This window comes from Nostoc sp. (genome assembly GCF_036917575.1).
Classification (GTDB): domain Bacteria; phylum Cyanobacteriota; class Cyanobacteriia; order Cyanobacteriales; family Nostocaceae; genus Nostoc.
This window is the reverse complement of the sequence record NZ_JBALDC010000041.1, coordinates 20,992-39,307: the sequence shown is the minus strand read 5'-3', so window position 1 is coordinate 39,307 and position 18,316 is coordinate 20,992. Positions and strand designations below refer to the sequence as shown.

The following is an 18,316-nucleotide window of genomic DNA, read 5'->3' as shown; positions in this document are numbered from 1 at the left end:
TTTATTTCCATCGTACAATTGTTACCTGTGTCCCTTCTCCTACCACAGACTGAATTTCAAACTCGTTGGCAAGTCGTTTGGCACCACTCAGCCCCATACCCAAACCGCCCCCGGTGGTGAACCCATCCCGAAGCGCCAACTCAATATCAGGAATTCCCGGCCCTCGATCTTCAAAGGTTAGCCTGAGTCCTCGTCGTCTTCCTTGTTCAAGAGTTTCTAGTTTTACTGTGCCGCCTCCACCATAATCTAGGGTATTGCGAGCTAACTCACTAGCGGCAGTCACAATTTTAGTTTGGTCTACTAAGCCAAAGCCAATCTCCACGGCAAGCTGGCGCACGGCCTGCCGAACTAAAACTACATCTGTAGAAGATTGAATATTAATCGTTTCAGTCTTCTGCATCGTCATCTGCACGCCGTTTGGTGGCAGTGATTTGATTTGTGGTTTGATTGAGTGACGATCGCAACAATGCCATACCCTTTTCAACGTTTAGGGCAGTGCGAATTCCTGTTAGCGACATCCCCAATTCCACTAAGGTAATTGCTACAGCAGGCTGCATCCCGACAACAACTGTCTCAGCATCCAGCACCCGTGATATTCTGGCGATGTTGCCTAAAATCCTCCCAATGAAGGAATCAACAATCTCTAATCCAGAAATATCAATCAGCACACCCTGAGCTTGAGTTTGAGTAATGCTGTTGGTCAGGTCTTCCTGTAGCGTCAGGGCAAGGCGATCGTGCATATCTACCTGGATCGTCACCAGCAGGAAATTGCCCATTTTCAGTATAGGAATGCGTTCCATTTCCTATCCACCTATTTGGATTGAGAGTGGGTAATGGTTGCTCCCAACTGTTTTAGTGCCGTGAGAAAGGCATCGGCTAACGTTGCTTTGGTGACTACATTAGTCAAATCAATGCCAAGATAAACGATGGTTTGGGCAATTTGAGGACGAATGCCACTGATCAGACAATCGGCTCCCATGAGACGGGCGGCGGTAACAGTCTTGAGCAGATGTTGAGCAGTTAAGGTATCAACAGTGGGAACGCCGGTAATGTCAATGATGGCAACTTCCGAACCGGTTTCGACAATTTTCTGCAATAACGACTCCATCATTATTTGAGTGCGGGCACTATCCAGGGTGCCGATTATCGGCAATGCCAAAATTCCCTCCCAAAGTTTAACCACTGGGGTAGACAGTTCCATTAACTCTTCCTGCTGTTGCAAAATCACTTCTTCCCGCGTCTTTTGATACACTTCAATTGTCAGCAATCCTAGCCGATCCAGTAAGTTTGTGGCTATCCAGATATTGTCACCCAATTCAGTGGGGTCTTTAAATTGCTCACGCATTCGCTGGAAGAGGGTTTGCTTGAACGAAAAGACGAATGTAGCCGTTTCTGATGGCGTGAAGCCATTTTGCGATCGCGATCGAGAAATGCTAGTTAGCATCTCCCGCATTTCCTGCCACTGGGCTGCTTGAATATTAGTAAAGTTGCCCCGCCCAACGGCAACCTTAAACAAACTCAAGAATTCTTGGCACTCCTCTTTTAGCTGGGCTTCTTTAATCAAGCCTCTGCGAATATTGATCACAGCTAGTTCCTGAGTCCACTCTGACAGCAGTTCTGTCTCGAAGGTTTCTAATATCTCTGATATCTTACTTTCACTCATCGTTTCTGTAAGGGGCAACCGCTTTCATTAGTTCAAAATCAGTGTATGACGATTCAGCCCAAGGTGAAAGGAATGATTACAAAAAGCCTAAAAGCTTGCTAGATATGAAGTGCGATAAATTGGGCAGACATAGAGCCATTGCCAAGGTTGATTGAGAATCGGCAAAAAGTTACAAAAAAATGCGAGCGTCTAAAAAGTGTATTTAATGTAAATTTCGAGACTGTGGTTGAATGGGAACTGGAGAACGAGAAGGTACTTTATCGCGCCTTAAGAGTAAAGGAATACTGAAAAATCCTAAAATAATTACTACTCCAGTCATTATCCAAACCATTAACCTATTTGGTCTATAGTCGCCTCGTTCAATTTGCCAGAAAATTTGGTTGTATCGCCACGCAGCTAAGGCAATAGTCGAAATTCCAAAAATTACCAAAGCAATACCCAAATTTTCTGAGTTAGATAATGGACTTACCGGAGGTTCTTGTTGAATAATCGCAATATTCAACTGACGCAGAAATATACCAAATCGCGCGATCGCAAAACCAAAGCCAATTAATGCAATAGAAGTGCGTAACCAAGCCAAAAATGTACGTTCGTTCGCCTGATGCTCTCTTTGACGGTCAATTTTTGGTATTTTATCCATGAGTATCTTCTGACGCCAATTTACCTTTAAAAGTATTTATAATATCCCTGTTCTGTCACTCATCGAAAACTTTTGCCATTTCTGAATTCTAGAGTTTTTGTATAGCAGGCGTAGGCGAGCATTTACCGCAGGCATCGCGCAATTATTTTCTAATAACAAATACAAGACCGATTTTTTTACAATAGTGTAGCTTGTATTGATTGCCTGATCAGACTTAAGCGCGATCGCCCTCCCGGAAAGTGACAAAAGAGGGCTAAAAAGCGTGTTTAACTTTTTAATGAAACTGAATTTTGGAGCAGGTTATTGTATTTGATGTGCGTAGACAACGAAGTGGCGGTTTTTTAGTATACATCGCACTGCACTTTCGACAGCAGTGCATGATTGATTGTCCCTCAGTAGAGGAGTTGAAGGGATGGCGATAGTAGACTTCAAGTCAAGTGGTGAATGACCAAATAATCACTAACGGCATAATTCGTAATTAAATGGGTACAAGGAAAGAGCCAAAAATACAGATATGGGAGTACCTGTAAGTGATGGCTTCAATCTTTGATTGTCGCAAGTATAAAGCTTTATATTTAGCAACCTGCCTACTCCTTGACTACTCTTGTGAAAATATTTCTGACTTGCTTACAAAGCTCTATTCAAAAGGTAGAGATATAAGATCAAGCTTAAAAAATTTGACTTTGCTGAATTAGGGGAATGCGAATAACAAACTCAGTACCAACTCCTGGTTGAGAAATGCATTCTAGAGAACCATTATGTCTTTGTGTGATAATTTGGTAACTAATAGCCAGTCCCATCCCCGTACCTTGTCCAACGGGCTTAGTTGTAAAAAAGGGATTAAATATTTCTTTTTGAATATCTTCCGGTATTCCCAGTCCATTATCAGCAATGCGAATTGTGACTTGATTTGGCGTTAGTAATTGAGTACGAATATAAATTCGGGGATTATCCAAAATATTGTGTTTTGTTGGCCAGCGACCTTTTAGTATTGAATCTTCTAAAGCATCGATCGCATTCACTAAAATATTCAGAAATACTTGGTTTAACTGCCCAGAATAACATTCAACCAAAGGAAGGTTGTCGTATTCTTTAATTATATCAATTTGCGGGCGTTGATCGGTAGGTTTAAGGCGGCTTTGGATAATCATCATTGTACTATCAATTCCCTCATGGATATCAACCGCTTTCATCTCAGCTTCGTCTAAGCGTGAGAAAGTCCGCAAAGATAGTATAATCTCTCGAATCCGCTCTGCTCCCATCATCATCGACTTGAATAATTTAGGGAAGTCTGACCTTAAGAAATCTAGTTCAATTTGATTTGAAAACTCCTCAATTGCCTTGACTGATTGAGGATAATGTTTTTGGTAGAGGTCTAAAAGTGAAAATAAATTTTGGGTATATTCATCAGCCGGTTTGAGGTTGCCGTAAATAAAGCTAACTGGGTTGTTAATTTCATGGGCAATTCCAGCTACTAATTGCCCTAAACTAACCATTTTCTCATTTTGAATTAACTGAGCTTGAGCCTGCTGTAGGTCTTTGAGAGTTGCAGCGAGTTCTTGCTTTTGAGTAAAAGTTTGTTTGAGTAATTCTGCCTGCTGCAATGCTATACCTAATTGAGAAGCAATTTGCGTCAGTATATATACTTCATCTGTTTGCCATTTTCGAGGCAAATCGTTCTGGTAAACTGCTAGCAGCCCCCAAAGTTGTTGATTTTGATAAATAGCGGTAATTACATAAGCTCTTGCCTGATATTGCTCTAGAATGGAGAGGTAGCACTTACTAAAGCCAGCACTGTAAATATCGTCACAAACGCGATAGGTTTCATTTTGAGAAAAGCGTCCTCCTCGTGTAGATTGTAAGTAAGTATCTACAATTGGAGGAATAGATAAGTTTTTCAAGCTACATTCACTGACATTTTCTACTAATTCTGGTTGATGCACCTGTTGCTGAATCAGAGATAACCACCCTTGTGCTAAGGATTCAGATACAATTGTTCCACTCCAATCGGGATTGAAACGATATAAAATTACGCGGTCAGAGTTAAACAATTGTCTAATTTCTTGAGTGGTTGTTTGGAAAATATATTCTAAATCAAGAGACTGACGAATTTTCTCAACGGTAATAGCGATAATTTTTTGGGATGACGCTGCTTTGAGGAGTACTTTTCTTCGTAAGAGTTTCACAGATCGGGAACTAGCTTTTTCCGAGGAGTTTCGAGGTTGTAACAACATTTTTTATAACCTTTTAAAATAATTAATAACTAATTTAGTCTAAGATTTAAAAATAACTCTTAAATCCTGTTTAAAATTTTGATGAAGAATTCAAAAATTTAGTTGATATAATTAAGTCTCTCCGCAACGACTATCTTTAATTTTTTGAGCAATCAATTTTAATTTTACCAAGTTGTAGCTATAATTTAGCTTTTTCAAAACAGCTTCATTAAAAATGTTAGAAAGCAAATTATTCTAAAGATAGGATGTAAAATTCAATTTTTATAAAATCTAATATTTACCATAGATAGCTTTCGCAGATTGTATATAATTAAATCGTGTTAACGCTCAAAACTTGAAAATCATATTTTTTATCTCTAAACTATCATCCATTATCTCAAACCCTGATTGCTAGGTTGAGCGAAGACATATAAGCATTCTTTAAAACCCTTGTACTGACTGAGTTTTAAATTTACGGACAAGTCTATTGCACTAATCTCAAGTTCCTGCGTGCAAATTCTCAAGAGAATAGTGTCGTGAGGAACAAAATTATTTGAATCAGGACTTACGCAACTGGCACAATCGACCTCGGTGCGCCTTCGCTGCACATTCGATATCAACTAAAGTATTAATACTTACAGCACCAGAGATTGCAAGAATCTTTACAATAGTAAATAAGGTAAAGATATATATCAGAGTCAAAATCAATGGCACTATTCGGATTTGGCAAAAAAGCAGTTATGCCCACACCTGAGGAAGCTTTATCAGGAAGGGCACAATCTATGTCAGTAACCGCTACGCATTATGTCAACAAGAATCCCTTAAAACCTCCTTTTCCCGATGGATTAGAAAAGGCAATTTTTGGCTTGGGCTGTTTTTGGGGTGCAGAACGCAAATTCTGGCAACTTAAAGGAGTTTACACCACCGCAGTCGGTTACGCTGCTGGGTTCACACCTAATCCTACATACGAAGAGGTATGTAGTGGGCGAACCGGACACAATGAAGTGGTGTTGGTTGTGTTTGATCCCAAAGTGATTAGTTATGCCGAACTGCTCAAAGTCTTTTGGGAAAGCCACAATCCCACCCAAGGAATGCGTCAAGGTAATGATACCGGCACTCAATACCGTTCGGGAATTTATGTATATTCCGAAAATCAAAAGCAGCAAGCAGAAGCATCGCGGGAAGCTTATCAGCAAGCCCTCAACGATGCAGGTTATGGCAAAATTACCACAGAAATCTTGGATGCGCCGGAATTCTACTACGCTGAAGCTTACCATCAGCAATACCTGGCTAAGAATCCCAATGGGTATTGTGGTTTAGGAGGGACAAATGTATCTTGTCCGGTGGGTGTAGTTGAATCGCAAGTTAGTTAGTAGTTAAACGAAGTAGGGGGGACGTGGGAAACATGGGAGATAAGGGAAATAAGGGAGACAAAAGGGAATTATTGAATAAATCTCTCCCTTGTCTCTTCTCCATGCCCAATGCCCCATGCCCCATGCCCAATTAAAATGCCGATTTGAGTATAGCGATCGCTCGAACCCACATCATAATACTAATCGGCCCTCCAATTAAAATACCAGCGATCGCCCAGCCTCTTTGATGCGCTTTGAATTGTTCAATACTGCGCCAGCGTCTACTTTTCCAAGCCCATTCATTGCCTTTTGCACCGAATGCGATCGCGAGAAACAACGAAAACTTTGGTATAAAACAGAATACCCCACACCAGACTTGATTCGTCCACATCCACAACCAAGGCATGAGAAATGCCCCCCAATTCCAACCGAGAATTTCCTCTGGGACTGTTTCATTGTGATTATTTATCCCACATCCAGAATTGTTGATGATTTCTTTTAGCGGCAAAAGCTGATTTTTGTTTGCAGATTTGACAGTTAGTCCCGATTTTAGGGACTTCAGCGCAACGCTAGCACTAGTAAATCTTTGTTCGGGAGCGGGTTCTATCAACTTTTGTAGCCAACTAACAAAACTAGGACTGAGGTTAACTCGGTCTGTAAATTGTAGTCGCAAATCCTGCTGGGGTAAATCAGAGGGAGAAGTTCCAGTGAGCAAATGAATCAAAGTTGCTCCTAATGCATAGAGGTCTGAAGCTGCAACTGCTCGACCACCAAATTGTTCCATTGGGGCATAACCATAAGTACCAACAACAGTAAAAGTAACGCCCTCTCTTGCCGCTTTATCTTGAACTGCACCAAAATCAACTAAATAAACCTGATTATCTTCCCCCCAAATTAAATTACTCGGTTTAATATCTCTATGCAACACCCCAGGATTCAATTCATGTAGATAGGTGAGAATATTTAAAACCTCAACAGCAATTTTTCTCGCTCGCTTTTCACTAAACCTTTCGCCAATAGCAAGTTTTTCCTTGAGTGACTCACCAGGAATATATTCTTGTATTAAGCCAAACCAGAGTGTGCGATCGTCGATACAAAAATAATCTATATATCGAGGAATGCGGGGATGATTTAGCTGTTTAAGAATTTGTGCTTCCCTCTCAAAAAGTTTCAAGTCATCCCACTGGACAGTACCGCCAAAGGCCAAAAGTTTGACCACAACGGTCGAATTTTCGCCATCAGAGGCTTGTAAATCCAATGCTTGCCAAGTTTGACGAATTCCATTATTGCCGAGTTGGCGCTGAATTTGATAACGATCTTGTAATATTTGTTCTGGTTGCAGCATCTTAACACCTGCTGACAATTTACGTTGATCTAATTCCCTTATATTCAAGCATAGTCATTATTTAGATAAACTGTGGCAGCCTAATAATTTTTTGAAAAAAAAGTACCTAAGCCCTGAGAAAATTTAGAACACTCAATGAATTGAAGAAGAGTATTACCGCAAATACCTGGAGAAATCGACAATTATTTGACGGAGATATTTCAAGAATATTTAGAAGACAACGATTCCGGCGCGTTGTGAGCATCCTTACGCGTTTTCGCCTGTATACAGAAAATTAATGAGATAGCCGATATCGAAGACTATAGCAGGAGGCAGGAGGCAGGAGGTAAAAATATTACTCTTCCTGACATTCACGCTTGTTATTATGTCCTAATCTATATGACTACGGCTATACTACTAACTTTCTTCAGCAGGGGAGACAGCAATATGAGCCAGAAGTTAGCACCAGCAAGAGTACTAACACCAGGAAAAATTTTAAGTCGAGAATTAGAAGCCCGTGGCTGGACACAGAAAGATTCAGCAGAAATTATAGGGCGTCCAGTTCAAACCATCAATGAAATCATTCGGGGAAGCAAGCAAATTACACCTGAAACAGCTATCGAACTTTCTTAAGCCTTGGGTACTTCTTCAGAGTTTTGGACAAATCTTCAAGCAAAGTATCGGCTTCATCTTAGGTCATTCTACAGATAATTTTTGCGATAGTAAACTTGATATTCCGCAGATAGCAGAGGTTCCCACCAATGACGATGATTGAGATACCATTCAACAGTTAAACGTAAACCCTCAGCAATTGTTACTGAAGGCGTCCAACCAAGCTGAGTTTTAATTTTGTTTGCATTAATTGCATATCTTCGATCATGTCCTTGTCTATCCTTAACAAAAGTAATCAACTGCTTTGCTGGTTGTACTGGTAAATCAGATGCTAATTCATCCATCATCTGACATAAAAGTTGGACGAGGTTAATATTTTCTACCTCATTATTGCCACCAATATTGTACGTTTCTCCTGGTTTTCCGTGATTGATTACTACATCTAAAGCACGGCAATGGTCGCCCACATAAAGCCAATCGCGGACATTTTTCCCATCACCATAAACAGGTAATGCTTTCCCTATCAAAGTGTTGATACACATCAGGGGAATTAGCTTTTCAGGAAACTGGTAAGGGCCGTAATTATTAGAGCAATTTGTGATAATAGTTGGAAGTTGATAAGTATGATAATAAGCCCGAACTAAATGATCGCTACCAGCTTTTGAAGCTGAATAGGGACTATTGGGAGCGTAGGCTGTAGTTTCACAAAAAGCTGCGTCATCTGCGCTCAGGCTACCGTAGACTTCATCAGTAGAAACGTGCAGGAAACGATAATTAGATGGCTGTGCTTTCGCCTGCCAATGTTGCCGAAAAGCTTCCAACAGCGTGAAAGTTCCGACCACATTAGTTTGCACAAAAGCAGCTGGCCCAAGAATCGAACGATCGACATGAGATTCAGCAGCAAAATGGGCGATGGTATCAATATTTTCTGTTGATAATAACTCGTCTATAGTGGTGCGATCGCAAATATCCCCCTGCACAAACCGAAAATTATCTCTACCCTCAAAGGGCGCCAAATTCAGACGATTTCCCGCGTAGGTAAGAGCATCTAACACTACCACGCGATCGTCTGGATAAACCTGACACCAATGATGGACAAAATTCGCCCCAATAAACCCCGCACCCCCAGTAACTAATAACCGCCGATTCATTCAATTTCCTCTCTTCTCTCTGTGATCTGTGCGCGGCAGTTGCTACCCTTCTCCTGACAGAGACGCGCAAGGGACGGGAACGCTAAGAGCGAACAAGTCTCTTAACCGCAAGGGCGCACTGCCTTGCCTCTGCGGTTCGTTTTTATTATTTGTATTACTTAAAATATTTCTTCTTCAGCTTCCCATATATCTTCTGAGCGAGTAATTTCGCCATCCGGATTTTTGTCAAATCCTTAATATTAGATGTTTGATAAATTTTGTGGTCAAAAAACTCATTTAACTCATCTAAAATTACTTGGAAACGCTTAATAATATTTTCAGTCCGATGCCCAACCAAAAAGTCTTCAGATAAGCTAAAACTTTCTGAAGATTCAATCACTTTCAAAATACGTTGCACATCATATTCTTGAGAATATCCAGCAATTTTATAGCAATTAAATCCAGGGTCTAAGTAATCAGCTAGTCCACCGTTGACACTAGAAAATACTTGACAACCACAGGCAATAGCTTCCATTGGTTGTAAACCAAACCCTTCACTAACACGCTGTTGTGCCCAATACTCAGCCGAATCATATAGGTAAACCTTAGCTCGGTTGAATAATCCAGGTAAATCCTCTATATAAGAGTCAACAACCAATACTTTACAACGTTTTTGCAACGCTGGAATCAATTCTTTTATTAAATACTCAGAAGACTTACGAGCTTGAACTAAAACATCAATATCCCGTTCTAAACCTAAATTTTGAAACTCATCAGAAATTTGATTAGGCAAATAATAAATCAGAGAATTAGGTGATTTTTCTCCCCAATATCCCATTGTATAGCGGCTAACAGTCATAATTGGAATACTTGCAGGTAGTCTAAATGAATAACCTGCACTATGTGCATGGTAAACGACATTGTATTGCTTAAGTTTAGCCACGAGTTGAGCTATATCAAATCCCCAACTGATCACAAAAATTACATCGTTTAAATTTTTCTCTTTTAGCAAATCATCAATAAAAAGCTTATCTTTTTCGCGTTGACGATAAGTTACAACATCAGCACTACAGAAATTCTGAGCGAGATTAAGTGCTTTTAACTCAGCCCAAAGACCACCACAGGCAAATTTGCTATCTGTACCGGGGAGTAAGAAGTAAAGTTTTCTCATAATTTTATTAGAGGGGTGGGGAGTGGGGGAGTAATTTTGAATTTTGAATTTTGAATTGTTTCCCCCTCTTGCTCTCTTCATTCTTGCCAGCCAACTTTAACAAAATGTGCCTCACGCCCCCAAACGTCGCGTGTACGGGTAATATTTTCAATTGCTAGGTTAAAAGGAATGGCAGTTGTTAAGTAACGCTGTGCCATAGAACCTAAATCAGGTGCGAGTTCTGTGGCTGTCGTTGCCGCTACCCCCAAACCTATAAGTTGCTCGATTGGTCGAAATGGTAGCAATAGATGCACACCGACAGCTAGCCCAGCCGTTAAGAGCATTGCTACTAATAAATTTGTGCCACAACGGGGATGTACAGCCAAATCCCATTCTCCACTGGTAATGCGATATCGAGCAAGTGTGACTGCACGCCGCAAATCACTAATATTTACCTCACCATAGAGATAGAATCCCTGCTCAGTAGATAAACCGCCTAATAGTTCATTATCTAGTTGAACGTTTGTGGATTCTGTTGGAGCAGGATAGGCGTTTTTTGACTCGCTAAGAACCCAAACAGTAGCATGTTCTAAGGCATGAACTTGCCGCAGCATCAAAATTTCTTTCAACCCTGGAATAAACGATAGCTGTCTGAGTAAGTCGGCATCCTGTGTCGGTTGCCAAAAGTCTGAAGATTGGTCTTCCAAACTTGGAACCCTTTCAGATACAGGTATCATAAAATCAAAGTTAAAAAATTCAAAGGGAGACAACCTACCCTGAAAAGAAGCGGAAGTATTCATTGGAACACTACTCCCAAAGCCGATGGGGCAACATAGATTTCTTTCAAATGTAGCGCTTGCACCACTGAATTGTTGCTAATTTTTGTAGATGATTGTTTAGTTAGGGCATGGGGCAAAACAATTCCGTTAGCGAAAGCGGGGCGTTTATCCCGTTTCGAGTTCCTTGGCTTAGAGTAAACAAGTGAGATTCTCCACTTCTTTACTCAGCACTCCTGAAGGGCATTGGCATTGGGAAGAGACTTGGGGACTCTTGAGAATTGGGGACAAGGGGAAGGGAAAGACTTGTTGCAAGTTCTAACTTTAGTCACCTTGTCACCTTGTCCCCTTGTCTCCCTAGTCCCCAGACCCCAGTCCCCAATCCTACATCTGTTGTGCTGAATTTGGAAAAGAATTCTGATCTTTATAGTTTCCGAGTCCAAGGGTCCAGCTGGCTCCAATAATATAAACTCCGGCTGAGTGAAGGACTCGGAACTTCTGGTAGAGTGTTCACACTGACACAAAGGTGTAAAGAGGGGAACAATCAGTAAAACTCAAAACTAACTTGTAATTTACTACACCAAAGCAATTACGCTTCTACTAGTAAATTATTTATTCAATGTGGTCAGGTAAAGTACAACAATTCACATCATTCAAGCAGACTTTGCCCCACTGTAAAGCCCAGCGGACAAGGGCTACTCGATTTTCTGTCTCGGTCTTAGTGAGAATGTTACTGATATGGTTATCTACTGTACGCTTGCTAATCTCCAGTTTTCCTGCAATCTCTTGGTTAGTTAAGCCAGCGGCTACTAAGTCGATAATTTGCAGTTCTCTGTCTGACAGACTAACGGGGGTCTCAGACTTGCCACCAGCCATGACTATTTCTATCCTCCCTTGGTATATGTACTTAATCACTCTTTCTAATTCTAGAAGATTCTTTTCTTGGTAGGGGTTTCAAGTGTTAACAGTAATATGATTGTCAATATTTTCTTTGGATTTCAAGTTGGCAAAAATATAAACTACACGACATTTTAAGTAATAAATATAGCTCATTTTGATAAATATGTCCTCTACGGACTTATCCAAAATAAGCGAGGATTAGAAGCATATACAGGCTATAGAAGTAGTAAAAATTGCTATTTAATTCTATGAAGGACTGGCGACAGATTAGCAAAAACTATTGTAGATTTTATACTGTAAATTTCTAATTCTAAATCTAAATCTAGAATTGAAAATGAGATGAGCAATCCCCGTGTTTTGTGCCTTGGTGAAATTTTGTTTGATTGTTTAGCCGATCAATTAGGGCTAAAGCTAGAAGAAGTGAAATCTTGGACTCCCTACCCAGGAGGGGCACCAGCTAATGTAGCCTGTGCTTTAGTCAAACTGGGAATGTCAACGGGATTTATCGGAGCCGTTGGCGAAGATGAGCCAGGGAATGCACTGGTCAAGCTATTACAAGATGTAGGTGTAGAAACGACGGGAGTACAACGCCATCCCACAGCACCAACACGGCAAGTTTATGTTACACGGGATCTGGCTGGCGATCGCACCTTTGCCGGATTTGGTCAGTACGATACCGCAGAATTTGCTGATACTCGCCTGCAAGCTAAAAAATTGTCAGATTCGCTGTTTCAACAGGCAGATTTTCTAGTTTTGGGTACTTTAGAATTAGCCTATCCTGAAAGTGAAGAGGCAATTCATCGCGCTTTAGAGTTAGCAGAACATTACGACTTAAAGATTATACTAGATGTCAACTGGCGTCCTGTATTTTGGAAAGAGCCAAACATTGCCCATCAAAAAATTCCAGAATTATTTAAGCGAGTTGATTTCCTCAAACTTTCCAAAGAAGAAGCTGAATGGCTATTTGAAACCGCAGATCCCGGAGCTATCACTTATCGTCTAGCTTCAATTGAAGGCGTACTGGTGACAGATGGGGAAAACGGCTGCACTTATTGTCTGGGTGAGAACGAAGGCAAATTACCCTCGTTTTCTATCCCTGTAGTTGATACAACTGGTGCAGGAGATAGCTTTTTGGCAGGTTTCATCCACCAACTAAGTCAGTATGGTATCCACAGTTTGCGAGATGCAGAAACCGCAAAACGCATTGTCACTTATGCCAGTGCTGTTGGGGCACTGACTACTATTAAACCAGGTGCGATCGCTTCTCAACCTACTGCTGCTGAAGTCGAAGCTTTTCTCGCCGCACATCAACTTTAGGAACTAGCATAAGCCACTGGGATATCAGCCACCAAAGGCTGATACTCCCAACTAGAAAATGGACGAAAATCCTTATGCCATTCTGCGGTCATATTACACAATAAACGTAGTTGGAGAGGTGTCGGGACTGGGTTAACGCGCTCAATTTTTACTTTTAAAAGTTCTAAATTATCCTCAGTGCATAAGAGCAATGCACTGAGATCAGATGGATTTTAAAATTTGTTAGCTAAATACAGCAGAATTCAGAATTCGAGAGTAAAACACGCTTTATACCTGTGTAACAGACGAATCGTTATCTATCTCACTTTCCTTAAAATCTGCTGTATAACAGTTCACCTGTTTGTAATTGATTAATTCGTTCAGTTGCACAAACACAGAAGTGTCGCAGTCTATGCGCAAAAAATATGAAATCTTTATACTTCTATTATCTGCATAAACAGTAATACTGATATCTATAAAATTAATAGAAACTATACATTAGCTTAAGGTATGGCTAAAGCATTATGAAAAACATTACAAAATGGCTTTTGGGCTTGGCGATTGTTCCTGCAAGTTTAGTATTGGCATCTAGTCATGCTAAAGCCAGTCAAATTGCTGGTGAGTGGTTCTTTGGTCTCTGGGATTGTAATATTGATGGTAGACCAGCCAAAATGCAGTGGAAAGTAGTCGATGACCCACAAACTAGTTGTAATGGTGATGTTTGCTCTACTACTTCTGGTGTCCGTCTCGTTGGGCGGTTTAGTGATAACGGTAGTGCCTGGGTTCCTTTAGGAAAACGTTTTTCTAGCACACAAAGACAGGATTTAGGTATTCGTTATTTAGGTGCAGAACAAGATAACTGGTATCTCAAATACAACATTCTTACTAAAATCGCAGATGGTTGGACGACATGGCGGGGTAAACACTACCCACTACAATGTCGTAATCGCAGATAAACATTTGCTAAATTATGCAAAATATGTAAATAAGCTCAGGCTAATTTTGAGTAATAAACACGCCAGTACTAGATTTTTATTTACAGTTATTTTCAGGTAAATAGACCACGTGGTAGGGGCGCAAGTACTTACGCCTCTACAACAGATGTGGTTCAAATACTTGAATTCTGGTGTAACTTAACAGGTTAATACTTTAGTTAGCCTGAGCTTGCTGCCACAGAGTCTCAACAGTTACAAACTTATAACCTTGTTGTAGGAGTTGCGGAATCAGAATTTGAATTGTGGCAGCAACATCTTGTCCACCACAAGCACCATCATGCAAAACAATTATTGAACCATTTTTCACCTGCTGCATAATTCGCTCTACCACTGTGGTGACACCTGGGCGCACCCAATCTTCTGGTACAACGCTCCACATAACTGGGCGGTAATTCCACTGAGAGAACAATTTTAAAGTAGCAGGTGTAAATAAACCATTGGGAGGGCGGACATCTCGCACTTGTTCAGGTTGTAGGTTGCAGGCATTGTAAATGGCAGCTTGGGTTTTTTCTAAACTTTCCTTCAGGTCATTTGGGGAAAGCATGGGAAAAGAGCGATGATCGTAGCCATGCAATCCGATCCAGTGTCCGCGATCGCTAACGGCTTTCGCAATAGCTGGCCAACGGTTGACGCAAACACCTAACCAAAAAAAACTCGCTGTAATCTTGTAACGATCTAACACTGCCAAGACTTCGGGCGTGTATTGCAGATGGGGCCCATCATCAAATGTGAGTGCGATCGCTTTAATATGAGAATTTCCACCCCAAAGGCAGTTGGGAAAACTCGGCTGGAGAATGCGGTAGAAAATTGGGAACAGGGGAGCTAGTTGCATTTTGCGTTTATCTGCTGCTGACAACTTTTTGTAGGTTTTGCTTAGGAAACTGCGATACCACCCCAATACAATGCCTTAATATTCTACCCAAATTGGATTCCTTCGCAGACTAGACCTTTTATCAAGAAAGCGCAAAGAGTGGGGATGCTTTGTAACAAAATCTGTAACAGCAATGCTATTTGAGCTATTACTCGTCTAAATTGATGAGAAATCTACGGGAAATCCCTGAATAAAAGGGTAATGTTGCTCAAAGATATACGAGATTATCAAATTCTATTTCTTGGCTTGTTCCTAGTCTTGGGAATCGGTACACGAGATTGGACGCTGCGACCAGAATTAGTTGGGGTAGCGATCGCCACTTGTCTTGCAACTCAATGGATATTGTCATTAGTCATTGGTCACTGGTCATTAGCAGACAACATAGACGCGCCAGCGGCTTCCCGCAGGGTAGGACAAAGCCCAAATCTTCGTAGTGCTTTAATTACCTCACTGGGACTCAGTTTACTATTGCGAGCTGACCACTGGACAACAATGGCAATAGCCGCAGCAATTGCGATCGCTAGCAAATTTATCTTCCAATTTGGCGATAAGCATTTCTTCAATCCCGCCAATTTTGGCATCATATCTGCCTTGATTCTCACTCCCGATGCTTGGGTTTCGCCGGGACAATGGGGTGAAGAGTGGTGGTATGGGCTATTATTTCTCGGTACTGGCGGGATGATTTTGCAGCGCATCGGTCGCTGGGACACCACAGCAGCTTTTTTGAGTGCTTACTCTTTGCTAGAAGCGATTCGCAACCTCTGGCTGGGTTGGACTTGGGATGTTTATTGGCATCGATTGATGAGCGGGTCTTTGCTGCTGTTCGCCCTATTTATGATTACAGATCCGCGATCGATTCCCAATTCCCGAATTGGACGTGTAGTTTGGGCAGTTTGTATCGCTGGCTTAACTTTTATCCTGCGAAATTATTTCTTTGTTTCTACAGCAGTTTTCTGGGCGCTGTTTGCTCTTGCACCGTTGAGCATCTTGCTAGATATTCTCTGGTTAGCCCCAAGGTTTGCTTGGCAAGAAGGAGATGAAGGAGCAGGGGAAGCAGGGGAGGCAGAGGGAGTAGGGGTAACTTCTTACTCAGCATTCCTAACTCCTAACTCACCACTCAGCACTAAAAAAGTAGAGGTATAAAATGAAGTTTTTTCGACTTTTAACACCATTATTGTTAGCAATTGTAGCTGTTTTGTGCTTTGCACCCGCAGCTTGGGCATTTTGTGGATTTTATGTAGCCAAAGCTGATACAAAACTGTATAACAAAGCTTCTCAAGTCGTAATAGCGCGGGATGGCGATCGCACTATCCTAACAATGGCAAACGACTTTCAAGGCGAAGTCAAAGATTTTGCAATGGTAGTACCAGTGCCAACGGTGCTGCAAAAAGAGCAAGTTCGCGTCACTGAACCGAAGATTATCGAGCGCCTAGATGCTTTTAGTGCGCCGCGATTGGTAGAATATTTTGACTCAGATCCTTGTGCCCCAGTTTACGATAGAGAGTTATCAGCAGCACCAGCGTCAGCAGCACCGAGAAGTGAGGCGGCGAGTGCAAGGGGCGATGCTAGTTTAGGTGTGACGGTCGAAGCACGTTTTAACGTTGGCGAATACGACATCCTGATCCTCAGCGCCAAAGAATCTGGCGGATTGGAAACTTGGCTTAAACGCAATGGCTACAAAATTCCTAAAGGTGCGAAACAGTTACTTCAGCCTTATATTCGCTCCTCTATGAAATTCTTTGTTGCTAAAGTCAACTTGGATAAATTTGAGCAATCTGGCTACCAGTTTCTCCGTCCGCTACAAATTTCTTATCAATCGCCTAAATTCATGCTGCCAATTCGTTTGGGCATGATCAATGCTACAACAGAGCAAGATTTGATTGTCTACATTCTCTCGCCCCAAGGACAGGCAGAAATCACTAACTACCGGACGGTGAAAATCCCATCTGATGCGAACATTCCCTTATTTGTCAAAGATGAATTTGGTGAATTCTACAAATCCATGTTTCAAACTATCTACACCAAAGAAGACAGGAAAGTTGGTTTTTTAGAATACGCTTGGGATATGAGTAGTTGCGATCCTTGTTCTGCTGAACCTCTAACTCCAGAAGAACTCAAGCAAGCAGGTGTATTTTGGCTTGATGATAATTCTACAAGTAATCTGCCAGTACCCCCTAGCTTTCGTCGTCCCTCTCCTAGGAGTAACGTCTTCATCTCTCGATTGCATGTTCGCTATACCCGCGACAAATTCCCTGAAGACTTGATATTTCAACAAACTGCTAACACTGAATCTTTTCAAGGACGCTATGTTTTGCAACATCCGTTCCAAGGGGAACTCAAATGTCAGGCTGGTAGAGAATATAAGCAGTCTTTACCCAAACGTTTTGAACAAGAGGCGCAAACTCTAGCTAAACTAACCAACTGGAAAATCCAAGATATTCGCAACAAAATGAAGTTGAGTATAGGTAATCTGCAATATTCTTGGTGGGAAAATTTCTTATCCTGGCTGAGATTGTATTAAGCAGGGTGGGGAGTGAGGAGTAAGAATAATTCAAAAAATCAAATTTGATAATTTCCTTTACTTATTTTTTAGTAAGAATTCAGGAGTCAGAATTGGTGAATAGTTAAAGAGTCAGCACATTTGATGAATAAATATACCAATCATTCTAAATTACTGATAAATTCTGACTCCTGACTCCTGAGTGCTGAATTCTTACATTTTTATTAGCTAATAAGTCTTAGGATATTGTTAAAAATACTCCTCACACTATCTCGAATAATTAATAGTCAAATTTTTAGCAATTGCCAGAAGTGACTTGCTTCAAGTATGAGTGTGACAGCCCACACAAAGATACTGATGCCAGCTGCGGCGGCTGCAATATCCTTAATCATCCCAATCCGGTTATCCTCTCGTTCTTCCACAAAATCACATAAGATTTCGATCGCACTGTTAAATAATTCGGCAACTAGCATCATCCCCGTTGCTAGTAAAATCAGAGTGACATCAACCCATTGCCGAAAGATAAATGAGAAGCCTAGAACTGGAACTGATAAAACAAGTTTGTAGGCAACGCTAAAGTCAGAGATAACAGCGACATAAAGACCTGTGAGAATAATCTTCAGCTTTCGGATGGGATGATAACCCGGTATGCGGTCTTTTTTATATTTTTTGCGATCGCTCATAGTTTTGTAACGAGAAAACATATATTTCACTTTCAAGCTATTGTGTCAGAAGTCAGACGTTTACTATAGGACTATGATTTGATTGCGTGAAAAAACTTCTTACAACTCGAAAAGCCTGATTCCCTACTTTCTACTCCCTACTCCCCAGCTATTGATATCTTAAGAATCTCTGTCGCTGAAGACTAGGGAGTGTCTAAATCTAAATTTTATT

Annotated in this window: 19 protein-coding genes; 6 read left to right on the top strand and 13 right to left on the bottom strand. The window is 41.1% G+C overall.

Features of this window, described 5'->3' with window-relative positions:
- Position 1: 1 nt before the first annotated feature.
- From V7K79_RS10370 to V7K79_RS10350, 5 genes are all read right to left on the bottom strand, one after another.
- Positions 2-400 (bottom strand): anti-sigma regulatory factor, encoded by a 399-nt coding sequence (locus V7K79_RS10370; RefSeq protein ID WP_335047247.1) that lies wholly within the window; start codon positions 398-400, stop codon positions 2-4.
- Complete coding sequence (locus V7K79_RS10365) at positions 387-800, bottom strand: STAS domain-containing protein (RefSeq protein ID WP_335047245.1); 414 nt, start codon at positions 798-800, stop codon at positions 387-389. Before V7K79_RS10365 ends, V7K79_RS10370 begins: the two co-directional genes overlap by 14 nt.
- A gap of 11 nt (positions 801-811) precedes the next feature.
- Positions 812-1,663, bottom strand: coding sequence for an STAS domain-containing protein (locus V7K79_RS10360; protein WP_335047243.1), 852 nt, complete (start codon positions 1,661-1,663; stop codon positions 812-814).
- Between the two features lie 202 nt (positions 1,664-1,865).
- Positions 1,866-2,303, bottom strand: coding sequence for a YidH family protein (locus tag V7K79_RS10355; RefSeq protein WP_335047241.1), 438 nt, complete (start codon positions 2,301-2,303; stop codon positions 1,866-1,868).
- Between the two features lie 668 nt (positions 2,304-2,971).
- Positions 2,972-4,537 (bottom strand): GAF domain-containing sensor histidine kinase, encoded by a 1,566-nt coding sequence (locus V7K79_RS10350; protein ID WP_335047239.1) that lies wholly within the window; start codon positions 4,535-4,537, stop codon positions 2,972-2,974.
- 686 nt (positions 4,538-5,223) lie between these two features.
- Here V7K79_RS10350 and msrA point away from each other — a divergent pair.
- Positions 5,224-5,889 (top strand): peptide-methionine (S)-S-oxide reductase MsrA, encoded by a 666-nt coding sequence (gene msrA, locus V7K79_RS10345; protein ID WP_335047237.1) that lies wholly within the window; start codon positions 5,224-5,226, stop codon positions 5,887-5,889.
- A gap of 130 nt (positions 5,890-6,019) precedes the next feature.
- On the opposite strand, the gene V7K79_RS10340 is transcribed toward msrA, so the two are convergent.
- A complete protein-coding gene (locus V7K79_RS10340) occupies positions 6,020-7,213 on the bottom strand; it encodes a serine/threonine protein kinase (RefSeq protein WP_335047234.1) in 1,194 nt (397 codons plus the stop codon).
- A gap of 378 nt (positions 7,214-7,591) precedes the next feature.
- On the opposite strand from V7K79_RS10340, the gene V7K79_RS10335 reads away from it, so the two are divergent.
- The gene (locus tag V7K79_RS10335; protein ID WP_335047232.1) at positions 7,592-7,825 is read left to right on the top strand and encodes a helix-turn-helix transcriptional regulator; all 234 of its coding nucleotides are present in this window, start codon (positions 7,592-7,594) and stop codon (positions 7,823-7,825) included.
- 68 nt (positions 7,826-7,893) lie between these two features.
- Here V7K79_RS10335 and rfbB read toward each other — a convergent pair whose 3' ends face one another.
- The 4 genes from rfbB to V7K79_RS10315 form a co-directional block, all read right to left on the bottom strand.
- Complete coding sequence (rfbB, locus tag V7K79_RS10330) at positions 7,894-8,955, bottom strand: dTDP-glucose 4,6-dehydratase (protein WP_335047230.1); 1,062 nt, start codon at positions 8,953-8,955, stop codon at positions 7,894-7,896.
- A 154-nt stretch (positions 8,956-9,109) separates the two neighbouring features.
- The gene (locus V7K79_RS10325; RefSeq protein ID WP_335047228.1) at positions 9,110-10,105 is read right to left on the bottom strand and encodes a glycosyltransferase; all 996 of its coding nucleotides are present in this window, start codon (positions 10,103-10,105) and stop codon (positions 9,110-9,112) included.
- 77 nt (positions 10,106-10,182) lie between these two features.
- Positions 10,183-10,884, bottom strand: a complete 702-nt coding sequence (locus V7K79_RS10320; RefSeq protein WP_335047226.1) for a DUF6391 domain-containing protein — start codon at positions 10,882-10,884, stop codon at positions 10,183-10,185.
- Between the two features lie 588 nt (positions 10,885-11,472).
- Positions 11,473-11,736, bottom strand: a complete 264-nt coding sequence (locus V7K79_RS10315; protein ID WP_335047317.1) for a helix-turn-helix domain-containing protein — start codon at positions 11,734-11,736, stop codon at positions 11,473-11,475.
- 363 nt (positions 11,737-12,099) lie between these two features.
- Here V7K79_RS10315 and V7K79_RS10310 point away from each other — a divergent pair, with 363 nt between their 5' ends.
- A complete protein-coding gene (locus V7K79_RS10310) occupies positions 12,100-13,077 on the top strand; it encodes a carbohydrate kinase family protein (RefSeq protein ID WP_335047224.1) in 978 nt (325 codons plus the stop codon).
- Here V7K79_RS10310 and V7K79_RS10305 read toward each other — a convergent pair.
- Positions 13,074-13,268, bottom strand: a complete 195-nt coding sequence (locus V7K79_RS10305) for a hypothetical protein (RefSeq protein WP_335047222.1) — start codon at positions 13,266-13,268, stop codon at positions 13,074-13,076. The genes V7K79_RS10310 and V7K79_RS10305 overlap by 4 nt on opposite strands.
- Before the next feature lie 312 nt (positions 13,269-13,580).
- Between V7K79_RS10305 and V7K79_RS10300 the strand changes: the two genes are divergently transcribed.
- The gene (locus V7K79_RS10300; protein WP_335047220.1) at positions 13,581-14,012 is read left to right on the top strand and encodes a DUF6006 family protein; all 432 of its coding nucleotides are present in this window, start codon (positions 13,581-13,583) and stop codon (positions 14,010-14,012) included.
- Between the two features lie 193 nt (positions 14,013-14,205).
- On the opposite strand, the gene V7K79_RS10295 is transcribed toward V7K79_RS10300, so the two are convergent.
- Entirely contained in the window at positions 14,206-14,883 is a 678-nt protein-coding gene (locus tag V7K79_RS10295) for a polysaccharide deacetylase family protein (RefSeq protein WP_335047218.1), read from the bottom strand.
- Between the two features lie 240 nt (positions 14,884-15,123).
- Here V7K79_RS10295 and V7K79_RS10290 point away from each other — a divergent pair, with 240 nt between their 5' ends.
- Positions 15,124-16,065: an RnfABCDGE type electron transport complex subunit D gene (locus tag V7K79_RS10290; protein ID WP_335047216.1), complete on the top strand. Its 942-nt coding sequence runs from the start codon at positions 15,124-15,126 to the stop codon at positions 16,063-16,065.
- Between the two features lies 1 nt (position 16,066).
- Positions 16,067-17,443: a DUF2330 domain-containing protein gene (locus V7K79_RS10285; RefSeq protein ID WP_335047214.1), complete on the top strand. Its 1,377-nt coding sequence runs from the start codon at positions 16,067-16,069 to the stop codon at positions 17,441-17,443.
- Positions 17,444-17,709: 266 nt separating this feature from the next.
- Here V7K79_RS10285 and V7K79_RS10280 read toward each other — a convergent pair whose 3' ends face one another.
- On the bottom strand, positions 17,710-18,126 hold the full coding sequence (locus V7K79_RS10280; RefSeq protein ID WP_335047211.1) for a diacylglycerol kinase: 417 nt from the start codon (positions 18,124-18,126) through the stop codon (positions 17,710-17,712).
- Positions 18,127-18,316 lie beyond the last annotated feature (190 nt).